The sequence below is a fragment of the Pseudoalteromonas sp. TB25 genome, assembly GCF_000497995.1.
In the GTDB taxonomy this organism is placed as follows: domain Bacteria; phylum Pseudomonadota; class Gammaproteobacteria; order Enterobacterales; family Alteromonadaceae; genus Pseudoalteromonas; species Pseudoalteromonas distincta.
The window spans coordinates 23,726-37,849 of the sequence record NZ_AUTI01000446.1 but is presented as its reverse complement, the minus strand read 5'-3'; the positions used below and the strand labels follow the sequence as shown (position 1 = coordinate 37,849).

Here is a 14,124-nt window from a genome sequence, read left to right as displayed (position 1 = left end):
CTGCCGGTGTATATTGAATTTGATTGCCAACCACTGATACAGAGCCAATATTAGCTGATGCTGCGTTTATGGTAAGGCTGTCGCCATCCACGTCTGAGTCATTGGCTAATACATTTATTAGTATTGGCGCTGCATCTTCATCTATTGTAGCTGAGTCTGCGTTTGCTATTGGAGCATCGTTTACGGGAATAATAGTAATTGTTAAGTTAGTAGTTGCAGTACCGCCGTTACCATCACTTATTGTGTAGTTAATAATTGCTGTTCCATTTGTATTAGCAGCAGGCGTATATTGGATTTTATTATCAACAACAGATGCAGAACCTCTATCTGCAGTAGCAGCTGTTATCACAAGAGTATCGCCGTCAATGTCGGAGTCGTTAGCTAATACGTTAACTAATAACGCAGGAGCATCTTCGCTCATCGTTGCTGAATCATCATTTGCAGTAGGGGCATCATTAACGGGTGTAACAGTAATCGTCACACTTGCTGTTCTGTCGTTTATACCTTCATTACCAGTGCTATAACCATCAGTAATGGTGTAAGTTAGTACTATTTCACCTGAAAAATTTGCTGGTGGAGTAAACTGTATTTTTCCGGCGACAATAGTCGCTTCTCCAGCAGTATTTTCTATATTAGAAATACTTATTGTATCGCCATCTGCATCAGTGTCGTTAGCTAGCACATCTAATAAAGATGCAGAGCTGTCTTCGTCTAACGTATATTGATCGTCATTGGCTTCTGGAAAAGTATTAACGCCGCTTTCACTTAAGGTTACTAGAGCTGTTGCAGTTAAGCCTTGCTCATTTGAAATTGAATAGGTAAAGCTATCTACACCAATAAAACCTAAGTCTGGCTGATAGGTAAACGAGCCATCAGCATTTAATGTTAGTTCGCCATTTTGAGTTGTATTAATTGCCGTGGTATTAACCGATAAATCACCAGCCTCAATATTAAAGTCGTTAATTAACAAGCCATTTTGTACTGTTACTTCAAATAGTTTATTTTTGCTAAATTGATAGGCATCATTTTGTGCAACAGGGTTATCGGGTTCGCTGTTTATTACTAAAGTTACTGTGGCTGTAGAGGTTGCACCTAATGAGTCTATAGCTTGATATTGAAATTGATCAACACCATTAAAGTTAGCATCCGGCACATAACTAAAGCTGCCATCAGTTGCTAATAATAGTTGGCCATGTGTGGGTGCCACCATAAACGTTTCATCAACTGAAAAACTGTCATTATTTGGGTCAGTATCGTTACTAAGCACACCATTGGCAGCTGTAACCACAAGTGTTTCATCTTCGCTTAAACTATAGCTATCATTTTTTGTTACAGGGGCTACGTTAGTATTTGAGCTTACAATAGTTACATTTGCAATAGCCTGAGCACCTTGTGCATCAACAACTCTGTACTGAAAACTGTCTTGGCCTTGCAAATTTTGCTCGCCTTGGTATTCAAAGCCACCATTATCAAAAAGGGTCAATTGTCCTCTTGTTGGTTCGCTAACCGGCGTTGTATCAACAGTTAAGTCATCTAAGTCTATATCGCTATCGTTTATAAGTAAGCCTGGCGATAGGACAACTAAGGTTCCATTGTTTGTTACGCTGTAAGTATTATCAAGCGCTATAGGAGCGTCGTTAACAGCTAAAATGGTTATCTCTACAACTGCGGTGTCTGTCATACCTAGCTCGTTAGCAACTTGATAGCTAAAGGCATCTTCACCATTAAAGTTTGCAATAGGGATATAAGTAAAATCCCCATTTTCATTTATATTAAGAGTGCCATGCTGCGGTAGAATTAATGCATCTGCATTTACACGTAAATCGCCACTGTATTGATTCGTATCATTTGTTAGTACGTTACCTTGCAGAGTTTGATCTTCACTTATCTGAAACTGATCGGCATTTGCCTCTGGTGCAAATGTAAGCTCTCCACCCACTGGCGCTATGTTTATTATATTAGCAAAACCACTTTCACCACTGCCATCAACACCGGTAATAAGTACTTGGTAACTTTTATTAGTAAGTGACTCGGTAATGCTTAATGCAGTATCTTGAATACTTAAAAATTGTTGCCCATTCTCTAATTCATTAATATTAGTGGATGAGACTCCAGCTTGAGTTGCAATATAAACGTTGTAACGATTAAGTTCGGGGTTGGCTTGCCACGAAAGATTAATATTATCTTCGTCTCGTTGTGCTGTAACACCTTCAATTTGATATGGTTGCCAGTTAAAAGTGATTGCATCAGCAAGTGCTTGATTATTTAAAGTGTCAGTTATCCATATTTCAAGGCGTATTTCCCCTGGAGTTGCGCCATAAAGCGCAGGGTTGAGGCCTATAATTGACTTTTCGTAGTCAACACCACAATCAGAAGAACAAAGTGATATGCTTTTATTAACACTAGGGAGCACTAAATTAACTTCAGCAATGCCATCAGTATCCGAAGCTTCAAGTAAAAAAGAAACATTACCTTGTACGGTGTCGTTTGTTTGTGAAAAAACAATATTAGCGCGAGTATTAGCTAAACTTGCTCCAACAACTCCTCTACTTGAAGTGACAGCACCTAAAACTTTTGTACTCTTGGTTTGATTACTCGCTATAACACCAGCCAAATTTATATAGCTAGTCACCGTTGGCGGTATTACTTCAGCCGTAGGTGATTGTATTGCCTCTTGAGTGGGGCTTTCTTCTGAGCCTCCACAGGCACTTAACAAAAACACCACAGAACCAAGCAAAAATATATTTTTTGCTGTCATTTTAAATACTCCATAATAAAAGCTTTGTATCCAATGTGTTTATGGTTCTAATTTAAAAGAACCGCTAGCATTTACATCAGGATTATTTATTTCATTAAGATTAAAGTTGCCAGTAATATTGTCTAAGTCATTCAAAAATATTGCATCAACATCGCCCTCGGCTTTATTGTTACCATGGGATGCAAATGTAACGGCCAGCTCAAGTTCGCTTAAATTTATTAAGCCGCTGTAAGCTGCATACCAATTTCCACCGGCGTCATTAAAACTAATTTCGCCATCAGGCACGGTGCCATTATCAAAATCAACTGCCATAGTCATAGCAAAGTCAGTAACAGCACCCACACTCGAATTTACATTAAAGCTTGATACCTCATAGTTAAATACACCTTGGCGCTGAGCTATTTGATCGACTAAAGATGCGCTGCTAACAGTTTGAAATTGTTGTTCAGAATATATATCCATAACACCTGTATCAGCTTCAAAAGCATTTACTTCAACTTCAGTTACCGATGCTTGCTCAGTTTCTTCTTCGTTGTCGTCTTTAGAGTCAATTGCTACTATATTTTGATCAAACACGCGTGCCGCACGTGTTGTTTTAAAGACTTCACCAGTGGCTGTAATTTGTGCAAACGAAAATGCCTCGTTATCCCCCAAAGAAACCACGTTATTATTTTCTAACGTTAAATCTATTGCGCCATCCCATACCGCTAAAAATACATCGCCTTTAACCAGTTGAACTTCAAAATGCGTTCCGCGTATACCAATAGAGCCTATGGGAGTTTTTACACTATAAGAGCCGCCATTTTTTTTAATTACGCCGGAAATAGAGCGCAAACCGCCTTTAAGTAACTCAATAGAAGCAGAGCCTTGTTGGGTATTGTCATTAAATTCGTAGTTAGCAATATTTAATTCTGAGTTTTCTTTTAAGGCTATTAAACCACCATCCAACATCGAAAATTGCGCTTTGCTTTTCTCTCCAGTCGTAATGCGATCTACACCAAAAACGGTATCTCTGCGCTGCAACTGCCGTTGTTGTTCATTGCTTCCATCAACCGCGAGTACAGAGCCTCGTGCTAAAATAGTTTTACCAGCAGGGTCGTTTGCTTGTGTATAAAAACTTACACAAAGTAAAGTGGTAATTACAGGGAGTAAATGTTTCATAAATACCTTAAATTAAAATGAGTAAGAAGCGCTTAAATTTATATCTAAACGGTCATATTCGAATAAAGAAATATTACTGGATTTATCTTGATAGTTGGCAGCCAACTGTATGGCTAAATCGCGATTAACTAAGTAGCGAACAGAAGTTGAGAACATAAAGAGGTTATCGGCACGTTCTTGTAAAAATAAAGGGTGATCATCTTTATAATTAATCCATTGGTATCCAGCAAGAGATAACAACTGCCAATGTTGAGCCAACTGAGTGTTCACTTGGTAGTACAAGCTCGTAATATTACGGCTATTAAATTCACCCTCAGTAATGTCAGCTTCCTCGCTTTTAGCGTTAATGCTTAAGCTTTGAAACCATTGATTAGTTGCATAGCTAGCACCTGCATTTAATGTATAAAACGAATTATCGAGCTTTTCATCAAATCTATTGTTTAAAACACCTGCAGTCAAAGAGCTAAATAAATTAACTTGTTTATTTAGCGTAAAATTAGCTCCGGCCGTTAAAGCTGATTCAGTACGATAAAGTTCGCCATCAAGCATCAACGGAGTGGTAGCAACTCGTGCAAACCAACTTATGTCATTTTGTTTATATTGATAGGCGGCATTAATGTGCGCATTTATACGATCGTATTGGCTGAGTTCTTCAAACTTGTACCACCCGGTATCAATACTTAAAGTGATTAAGCTTTTTTGATCAATAGGGTGAGAGTACTTTCCTCTGTAATTAAGTCGTGCATAGTTGTCCTGCGTACTTTTACTTTCTGGCGATAACAAAAACTCACCAATATTAGGAATTATAATCGTATTTTCTGCAGTACCTGCGTTTACGTTGCCATCTACGCCAAGGGCAAGCTCAATATTTTGTTTATAAGAGCGTCCAGCCTCTTGTTGCTTAAGTGCTGCAGTTTCTAGCAATGATTGTGCTGAAGACTTTATATTATTAGGTGTGTCAGGTGAGTTGATTAGTATTAAAGCTTGAGTATCGGCAGCAGGTAAATTATTAACTGTTAAATAAGCGCGAACTAAGTACAAGCGAGCTTCATACCATCTAGGATTATTTTCAACCACGCGTTCAAAGGCAAATACAGCTGGCGCCGCATGCCCTGTTTTAAGTGCACTGACCCCTAATAAAAAGTCGTATACGGGTTCGCCCAGGTACTGGTATTCGCTATTACTTTTTTGATAAGCCTGAGTGTATTTTTTTTCAGAAACTAATTTTTGAAGCTCAATCAATAGCTTATTGAATTCATCATTGCTTTGAGCCAATGAGTTAAAGCTCATTACAGCTAAACAACTACACAGTAAATTTCCTAAAACCTGTTTAATCATGCTTAATTTTATATCCCAGTAGAAGTTTGATGTTTTGTAAAAAGTGATGCCAACATTAGAAACCTACCACTTTTTGTAGCTAAGTATAGTTAATACAGTCACATTAGTTAATTAATTGTAGATAAGTAACGAGTTATACCAATCCGCGATAATACTTAATCATTTTGCGGGGCTAAACGTGTCGCTACCTGTGTTAAAAATTCTCATTTACGACTGCATAGATGCAGAAGGTAGAGCAATGCAGGAGCAATTGCCGAGAACAACTAAATAGCGAATTTTTTGCCAAGCTATCAACATGTTTTTCCATCCTCAAAATAGATCACTTAATTAAGCGAATTGGTATAAATACTTGTTTATTAAATATTATTACTAATTAGGGCGTGTTGATCTTTGTGGATTAAAATTTTTTAATCTAGGGATGATTTAATCGCAGCGCGAGATTTGTAAATTAGTGGGTTTAACTAGAGTATTAATAATTGTGTTGTAAGGCTAATATATTGAGGTATTTTAGATTTTATATTACAGAGTAAAGATAGGGTATAAATATGAAGGCTTACTAGGAAAAAAGTGGGGCGATTGACGGGGCTTGAACCCGCGACAACCGGAATCACAATCCGGGGCTCTACCAACTGAGCTACAACCGCCACTACACACACCTTGTTTGGTGTGGCGCGCATAATACATAAAATAATAATTGTTGTGAAGCCCAAAAGTGAAATAAATTAAAATAATTTATTTCAGGCAAATATAATTAGTATTTAGTCGTTAATATTTTTTCAAGGTAGGCTATGTTTTATCGCATAAATGCCTCTAAAAAATAGAATATACTTGCATTTAATAGTATTAATTCATTATTTCATGAGAGTAAATTGTAAATTAATGTATAATAATGCCCGAAAACGCTTAATAAAAAACATTTGGAGTAAATATGGATTCAGTACTTAATTGGCTTAACGATAACTCAGGCCTAATTTTACACTATGGTATTCAAGCAGTTGTTGCGCTTGTTATCTTTTTACTTGGTAGTCGTGTTGCTAAGTTTTGTTCTAACTTAACTGAAAAAGGTTTTGCTAAAAAGAAAGTAGATAAAGCTGTCGCTTCATTTGTTTCAAGTATTGTGTACACACTTGTATTTGCTGTAACTATTTTAATGGCACTTTCGCAAATTGGCATTGAAACAACTTCGTTCATTGCTATTTTAGGTGCTGCCGGTTTAGCTGTTGGTTTAGCATTACAAGGTTCATTATCTAACTTCGCATCAGGCGTACTAATTATTTTACTTCGTCCATTTAAGTCTGGTGACTTTGTTGAAGCAGGTAATAAAATGGGTACGGTTAAAAAAATCGAAATATTCTCAACTGAACTACGTACTCCAGATAACAAAGTAATTATCGTACCAAACTCTCAAATAATGTCTGGTGCTATTACTAACTTTTCACGAGAGTCTACTCGTCGTATCGATTTAGTTATTGGTGTTGGCTACGATGCTGATTTACGTCACGCAAAAGAAGTATTAAAATCTGTATTAGATGCAGAAACACGCATACTTAAAGATCCAGCTTACAATGTATCTGTAAATGAGTTAGGCGATTCAAGTGTTAACTTTATTGTTCGTCCTTGGGTTAACGCTGCTGATTATTGGCCTACTTACTGGTCATTAATGGAAAATATTAAAATCGCATTAGATGATGCAGATATTACTATCCCATTTCCACAAATGGATGTTCACTTTCACAAGCAAGACTAATTTTAAATAGTTATTTAATTAAAGTTATCTTTAATTGTTATAGTGCTAAAGAGCTATTAAACATAAAATTTTCATGCGGTATTTGCTGCATGAAAATTTTTTACATTATTACTTAGCTGTTTAGCTTGCTCTAACAAGTAATGCTTTAATAAAATAGATGTACATTTATACAAAGGTTATTTTTTAATGAAATTAAAGCTTTTATCAGTTTTAGTTGCGGCTTCTGCTGCAACAAACGCATTTGCTGCAGACGCAGAACAAAGAACATGGGAAGTTACCAGTGAACTAGGTGCTATTGTCACAAGTGGTAATACAGAAACGACCACACTTAAAGGTGGTATTAAAGTTCAGCACAACCTAGAACACTGGAACAACGAATACAAGCTAGACGGCATCTACAAAGAAGATGAAGTTGAAGATGCAAATGGTGACAAAAACAAGCAGCGCACTAACGAAAAGTATTCAATTTCTGCACAAGGTAATTACAAATTAAATGAAGATCATTCTCATTTATTCATTTATGGTTCACACGTTTCAGATTATTTTGGAGCGTATAGAAGTGAGTCAGTAATTTCTGCAGGTTACGGTTTACGTTTATTAAACGAAAAAACTATGTGGTTAAGTGCTGAAATTGGTCCTGGTTATAAATACTTTGAATACCCAGATGACAGCACTGAAGTTGATGACAACGGTAACTCTCTTGCTGGTGAATTTGAAGGCGAAGTAATTGCCTTAGGTAAGTTAGATTACAACTGGCAAATTTCTGAGAATGCACGTTTTACTCAATTAGTTGCTGTTGAGTACGGTGATACAAACACTAAAACTCGTTCTGAAACTGCATTACTTGCAAAAATAAACGGCTCGTTACAAATGAAAGTCGCTTTTAATGTCACTAATAACTCAGATGTTGCTGACGATAAAGAAAGCACTGACACAGAAACGTCATTCACGTTGGTTTACAGTTTTTAACCAATGTAGTTAAGTTAATTACACTAAAGTGACAAAAGGGACGAAAGTCCCTTTTTTATTTTCTTAAAATTAAGGTATTATAGCGGCCAATTTTGGTTGTAGACCTAGGGATATACCTACTCGTGAAAGTTTTTACACAATTTATTAGTGCTTTTATTCTACTTTGTAGTTTTAGTACTTTGGCTTTTACGCCAACAGCGTCTCAAATTGAGCAATTTAAAAAGTTACCTAAAGCTCAACAAGAAGCCCTCGCAAAACAGTATGGTGTTGATATATCAACGATCACTGGTACAAACCAATCTAATAATCAAAATAATACACAGCAGCAAAATAGTATTGGTGAGCGCGCAGAACCCGAAAAAGAAAAGCTTACAGATGAAGAGCGCTTTAAACCAAAAACAGACGAATTAAAGCCGTACGGTTACGAATTGTTTGCAGGTGAACCAACTACATTTATGCCAAGCGAAAATGCCGCAGTACCAGATACATATATTGTGGGCCCTGGCGATCAATTAAAAATAAACTTTTATGGTAAAGAAAGTGACAGTTTTGAAGTTATAGTTGACCGTGAAGGACGTATTAGTATTCCAGATTTAAGCCCTGTAGAAGTGGCCGGTTTAACTTTTGCTGAAATTAAAGAATTAGTAAAAGTAAAAGTAGAGCAAGAGGTAATAGGTGTAAAAGCGTTTGTATCGCTTGGTCAGCTTCGTAGCATGCGTATTTTAGTGCTAGGAGAGGCTTACAAGCCTGGTAGCTACAGTGTTTCATCATTAACAACCGTTTCGCATGCATTATTTGTAAGCGGTGGCGTGTCTGACATTGCTTCTCTTCGTAATATTCAAGTTAAACGCGCAGGCAACATAGTTGCAAACTTTGACCTTTACGACTTACTTATTAATGGCGATAGCAGTAACGATATCGTATTAAAGCCGGGCGATGCTGTATTTATTCCATCAGTTGGCGCTCAAGTAAGAGTTGAAGGTGCAGTTAAACGTCCCGCTATTTTTGAACTTAAAAAAGGCGAGTCTGCTAAGCAGTTATTAGCGATGGCCGGAGGCCTTAAACCCAATGCATACGCTAAAAGCGCAATTGTAGAGCGCTTTAATTTCGATCGTAAAGAAGTACTATCGGTCGATTTTTCAAAACCACAAATTAACTACATCCCAAAAGATGGCGACCGTATTCGCTTTAATTCAGTTAGCTCGCAATATCAAAATTCAATTAGCTTAATTGGTGCAGTAGCACGCCCAGGTAATTATCAATGGCACCAAGGCAAGCGTATTTCAGATGTACTTAAATCTATACGCGGTGACCTACTACCGCAAGCCGATTTAAGCTACGGCCTCGTAATCCGCGAAATAAATGTAAACGGCGATATAGAAGCGCATCAGTTCGACGTTGCTCAAGCGATTATTAAAAATCCTGAAAACAACTTACAACTTAAAGCTAATGACAAGATAGTTGTATTTAGTCGTTTTGAAGAAAAAGAAGCAGAGCAATCAGCTCTAGCAAATATGGCCCTTAGCCAAGAGCAACAAGAGCAGCAACAAAAAGCAGAGCAATGGCACAAGTTTGAGCAAAAAGAGTTCGAAAAATACATTGGTGTTAATCAAGAAGACGAAGAGCTTGTTCTTGAAGACAATAAAATACTAACAATTGCTGAAATTTCTAAACGCAAAGCAAAAGAAGAAGCAGACCAAGAACTCAAACCTGAAGATTACGCATTATTTAGCCGCCATAACTTATTAGCGCCAATTATTGCTAAATTTAAACAGCAAGCATCAGTGCAACAAGCTATGCAATTAGTTGAAATCAGCGGGAATGTTACTTTCCCTGGTATTTATCCACTAATGATTGGTGGTGAGGTAAGTGATTTAATAACAGCAGCAGGTGGCTTGTTAGAGTCTGCCTATGTAAAACAAGCTGAAATTACACGTATTGTAGCCAGCGATGGTTCTAAAATAGAACACTTACGATTTGACCTTGAAAGCGCGATGAAAGGCGACCTTCAAAGTAATATTACGTTACAAAGCAAAGACAGCATAAACGTTTTCGCTATTCCAAACTGGCAAGAAAACGTAAAAGTAGAATTAAAAGGCGAGCTTAAATTCCCAGGTACTTACACTATACGCCGAGGTGAAACGCTAACTGAATTACTTGAGCGTGCGGGTGGTTTTTCACAATTTGCAGAGCAAAAAGCAGCTGTATTTACTCGTGCATCAATTAAAGAACAAGAGGAAAAGCAGCTAGCGCGTTTATCTACAGAGCTTCGCCGCGATATCGCCTCTAAGAGCTTCCAAAACTCGGTAAGTAGCAACTCACTTTCTTATGAAGAAATGAACAAGCTGTTAAACGACCTAGCTAGTGTAGAAGCCGTAGGACGTTTAGTAATTGATTTACCTTTAATTGTAAATAATCAACAAAACTTAGTATTACAAGATGGCGATACACTTTATGTACCAAGCAAGCGCGATTCAATTAGTGTAATTGGTGAAGTTAACTACTCAACGTCACATCTATATAAATCTGGTGTTAGTGTTGACGATTATATTGCGCTTAGTGGTGGCCTTAAAGAGCGTGCCGCTGAAGATCGAATTTACATTATTAAAGCTAATGGTTCAGTTAAAATACCAAACACAGGAGGCTGGTTTGCAGCAAATAATGCTGATCAGTTAGAACCAGGTGACACAATAGTAATACCAATGGATGCAGATCACATGGATAAATTGACACTTTGGAGTACTGCAACACAGATCCTTTATCAACTTGGTGTAGCTGTTGCTGCGATTAGTAGTATTTAATAAAAGACTAAATATTACTTTGTATTATGCTATTGCACGAAAATTAAGCCGGAGTTTAGTTTTGTATAATAGCTGCTGAATAGAGATATATATGAATAGTAAAGATACACATACTAAAAACCTATCTGTACCCACTATTGCTGATGATGAAGTGAATTTAAGTGAGCTATTCTTTGTCATCTGGGAAGGCAAATGGGTAGTAATTTTAATAACAGCCTTATTCACAATTGCATCAGTGTTTTATGCTTTAGAGCAACCTAATGTTTATAAATCGGAAGCACTACTTGCTGCTGCGGAACAAGAACAAAGCGGTGGCTTTGGTGCTCTAGCAGGTCAATTTGGTGGTTTAGCTAGTTTAGCTGGAGTTAATTTGGGCAGTAGTGGCACCGCTAACAAAACTCAGTTAGCGCTTGAGGTTTTAAAGTCTCGCCAATTCACATTTAACTTTATTGAAAAGCACAATATTTTACCAGACCTAATGGCTGTAAAGTCATGGAAGCAAGCGGATAATAGTATTGAATACGATGAAGAGATATATAACGAAAAAGAAAAAAAATGGTTAAGGGAAGCTAAACTACCTTTTAAAGCCGAACCTTCAATGCAAGAAGCCTTCAAACAGTTTAGCCAAATAATTACTACAGACATGAACAAAGAAAGTGGATTGATAACTGTATCAGTTGAGCATGTTTCGCCAGTAATTGCGCAGCGGTGGGTTAATTGGTTAATTCAAGACATCAATACTGTTATGAAGTCTAGAGATGTTGAAGAGGCTAATAAAAGTACTGAATTTCTAACAGAGCAATTACAACAAACAAAAGTTGCCGATATTCGAGCTGTTTTATATAAGTTAATTGAAGAGCAAACAAAAACTATTATGTTTGCAAATGTGCGAGATGAGTATGTATTTAAAACAATTGATCCAGCATTAGTACCGGAACAAAAGTTTAAGCCGAAGCGTGCATTAATTTGTATATTAGGTTTTCTTTTTGGAGGTATTTTAAGCGTATTAATAGTGCTCGCTAGATACTTTTTAAAGAAAGCGAATGACTAAAAAGCTCTAACTCAATTTTATGAATATGCTGCTTAAGCATTTTGGTATATCAAAGAATAAAGATACATTTTGTATTCGATACATAAAGTATAGAAATATTTAAGGAACTAATATGTTAAACAAAAAAACAGTGTTAATTACTGGTGGCACTGGGTCATTTGGTAAAAAATTTATAGAAACTATTTTAGCGCGCTACCCAGATGTAAAAAAAATAATCATCTATTCGCGTGATGAATTAAAGCAGTCTGTAATAAAACAAAAATACCCAGCATACGATTACCCGCAATTACGTTTTTTTATTGGTGATGTTCGCGATAAAGAGCGTTTAACGCAAGCGTGTGAAGGTGTTGATGTAATAATTCACGCAGCCGCTATTAAGCAGGTTGATACCGCTGAATACAATCCAACAGAATGTATTCGTACGAATATAGATGGTGCTGAAAATGTTATTCATGCTGCACTAGCATGTGGTGTAAAAGATGTTGTTGCACTATCGACAGACAAAGCATGTGCACCAATTAACTTATACGGTGCCACTAAACTTGCATCAGATAAATTATTTGCTGCTGCTAACAATATTCGCGGCTCTAAAGATATTAAATTTAGCGTTGTTCGTTATGGTAATGTAATGGGCTCTCGCGGCTCTGTTATTCCTTTCTTTTTAGAAAAACGAAAAGAAGGTATTTTACCAATCACACACAATGAAATGACTCGCTTTAACATATCGCTTCAAGATGGCGTTAATTTAGTTATGTTTGCCTTGGGCAACCATCTAGGTGGTGAGATATTTATCCCTAAAATCCCATCATACAAAATTTTAGACATTGCAGAAGCCGTAGCACCTGAATGTGAGACGCGTGATGTAGGTATTCGCCCAGGTGAAAAACTACATGAAGAAATGATTACAGATACGGACTCGTTAAATACGATTGATTTGGGTCCATACTACGCAATTTTACCTTCTGTATCGTATACATACACCGAAGAAGAATACCTCGCTCACCATAAAGCTGAAAAAGTACCATTTGGCTTTAAATACAACTCAGGAACAAATACTGAGTGGGAAACAATTGAAGGCTTGCGTGAGCTTATTGTTGAACATGTTGACCCATCGTTTGAAGTATAGAGATAACTAAATGATACCGTATGGAAAGCAAGATATAACTCAAGCAGATATTGATGCAGTGGTTAATGTTCTAAAGTCGGATTTTTTGACGCAAGGGCCGCAAGTCCCTGCGTTTGAAAGAGCACTGATGGATTCAACCGGCGCCAATCATGCCTTGGCTGTTAATAGTGCAACGTCAGCTTTACATATTGCTTGTTTAGCGCTTGAGCTAGGGGCTGGTGATAGATTATGGACAACACCAGTCACTTTTGTAGCCTCAGCTAATTGTGGTTTGTATTGTGGCGCATCAGTAGACTTTGTTGATATAGATCCCGCAACTTATAATCTTTGCTCTGTAGCATTAAAAGAAAAGCTTATCCGCGCTAAAAAAGAAGGTGTTTTGCCTAAAGTTTTGGTTGCAGTGCATTTATGTGGTCAGCCATGTGACATGAAAGCAATCCATGCGTTATCAATAGAGTATGGCTTTAAAGTCATTGAAGATGCTTCACATGCAATAGGTGGACGTTATTTAGAACAACCAATTGGATCATGTGAATACAGCGATATTACCGTGTTTAGCTTTCACCCTGTTAAAATTGTTACCACCGCAGAAGGTGGTGCGGCATTAACGAATAGTAAAGCACTTGCAGACAAAATGGCACTTTATCGAAGCCATGGAATAACACGTGACGAAGCATTAATGGAAAATGCATCGCATGGTGGTTGGTACTATGAGCAAGTGGGTTTGGGTTTTAACTACCGCATGACGGAGCTGCAAGCTGCACTCGGTGTATCGCAAATGAGCCGGTTAAGTGAGTTCGTTACTGCACGTCATGAATTAGCAGTACGTTATTATGACAAGCTAGCTATTTTACCGATTATACTGCCTTATCAGTTACCTAATACTTATTCTGGCTTACATTTATATGTTATTCGTCTAAACCTAAATGAAATTAGCAAAACGCATAAAGAAGTGTTTGACGAGCTAAGAGAAAACGGTATTGGTGTAAACCTGCATTATATTCCTGTGCACCTACAGCCTTATTACCAAAAAATGGGCTTTAAACAAGGTGACTTTCCAAATGCAGAAAGTTATTACAGCAATGCTATTTCATTACCGATGTTTCATGGTATGACTCATGAGCAGCAAGACGAAGTTATCAGTAAGCTAACACAAATATTAGAAGCCTAATC

General features: G+C 37.2%; 9 protein-coding genes and 1 tRNA gene. 6 read left to right on the top strand and 4 right to left on the bottom strand.

The features are described 5' to 3' along the window. The 4 genes from L652_RS0121850 to L652_RS0121835 form a co-directional block, all read right to left on the bottom strand. Positions 1-2,758: Ig-like domain-containing protein (locus L652_RS0121850; protein ID WP_024603650.1), on the bottom strand; the 2,758-nt coding region annotated here is incomplete at its 3' end. Between the two features lie 39 nt (positions 2,759-2,797). After that, positions 2,798-3,919, bottom strand: a complete 1,122-nt coding sequence (locus tag L652_RS0121845) for a FecR family protein (RefSeq protein ID WP_024594817.1) — start codon at positions 3,917-3,919, stop codon at positions 2,798-2,800. 12 nt (positions 3,920-3,931) lie between these two features. Further along, on the bottom strand, positions 3,932-5,257 hold the full coding sequence (locus L652_RS0121840; protein ID WP_024594818.1) for a surface lipoprotein assembly modifier: 1,326 nt from the start codon (positions 5,255-5,257) through the stop codon (positions 3,932-3,934). A 568-nt stretch (positions 5,258-5,825) separates the two neighbouring features. Further along, positions 5,826-5,901, bottom strand: a tRNA-His gene (locus L652_RS0121835). 284 nt (positions 5,902-6,185) lie between these two features. On the opposite strand from L652_RS0121835, the gene L652_RS0121830 reads away from it, so the two are divergent. From L652_RS0121830 to pseC, 6 genes are all read left to right on the top strand, one after another. Then, on the top strand, positions 6,186-7,004 hold the full coding sequence (locus L652_RS0121830) for a mechanosensitive ion channel domain-containing protein (protein WP_024596588.1): 819 nt from the start codon (positions 6,186-6,188) through the stop codon (positions 7,002-7,004). 186 nt (positions 7,005-7,190) lie between these two features. Then, positions 7,191-7,973, top strand: coding sequence for a DUF481 domain-containing protein (locus L652_RS0121825; protein ID WP_024596589.1), 783 nt, complete (start codon positions 7,191-7,193; stop codon positions 7,971-7,973). A 122-nt stretch (positions 7,974-8,095) separates the two neighbouring features. Next, positions 8,096-10,774: an SLBB domain-containing protein gene (locus tag L652_RS0121820; RefSeq protein WP_024596590.1), complete on the top strand. Its 2,679-nt coding sequence runs from the start codon at positions 8,096-8,098 to the stop codon at positions 10,772-10,774. A gap of 91 nt (positions 10,775-10,865) precedes the next feature. Next, positions 10,866-11,825 (top strand): Wzz/FepE/Etk N-terminal domain-containing protein, encoded by a 960-nt coding sequence (locus L652_RS0121815; RefSeq protein WP_024596591.1) that lies wholly within the window; start codon positions 10,866-10,868, stop codon positions 11,823-11,825. A gap of 112 nt (positions 11,826-11,937) precedes the next feature. After that, positions 11,938-12,951, top strand: a complete 1,014-nt coding sequence (pseB, locus tag L652_RS0121810; RefSeq protein WP_024596592.1) for a UDP-N-acetylglucosamine 4,6-dehydratase (inverting) — start codon at positions 11,938-11,940, stop codon at positions 12,949-12,951. 10 nt (positions 12,952-12,961) lie between these two features. Beyond that, on the top strand, positions 12,962-14,122 hold the full coding sequence (gene pseC, locus L652_RS0121805; RefSeq protein WP_024596593.1) for a UDP-4-amino-4,6-dideoxy-N-acetyl-beta-L-altrosamine transaminase: 1,161 nt from the start codon (positions 12,962-12,964) through the stop codon (positions 14,120-14,122). Positions 14,123-14,124 lie beyond the last annotated feature (2 nt).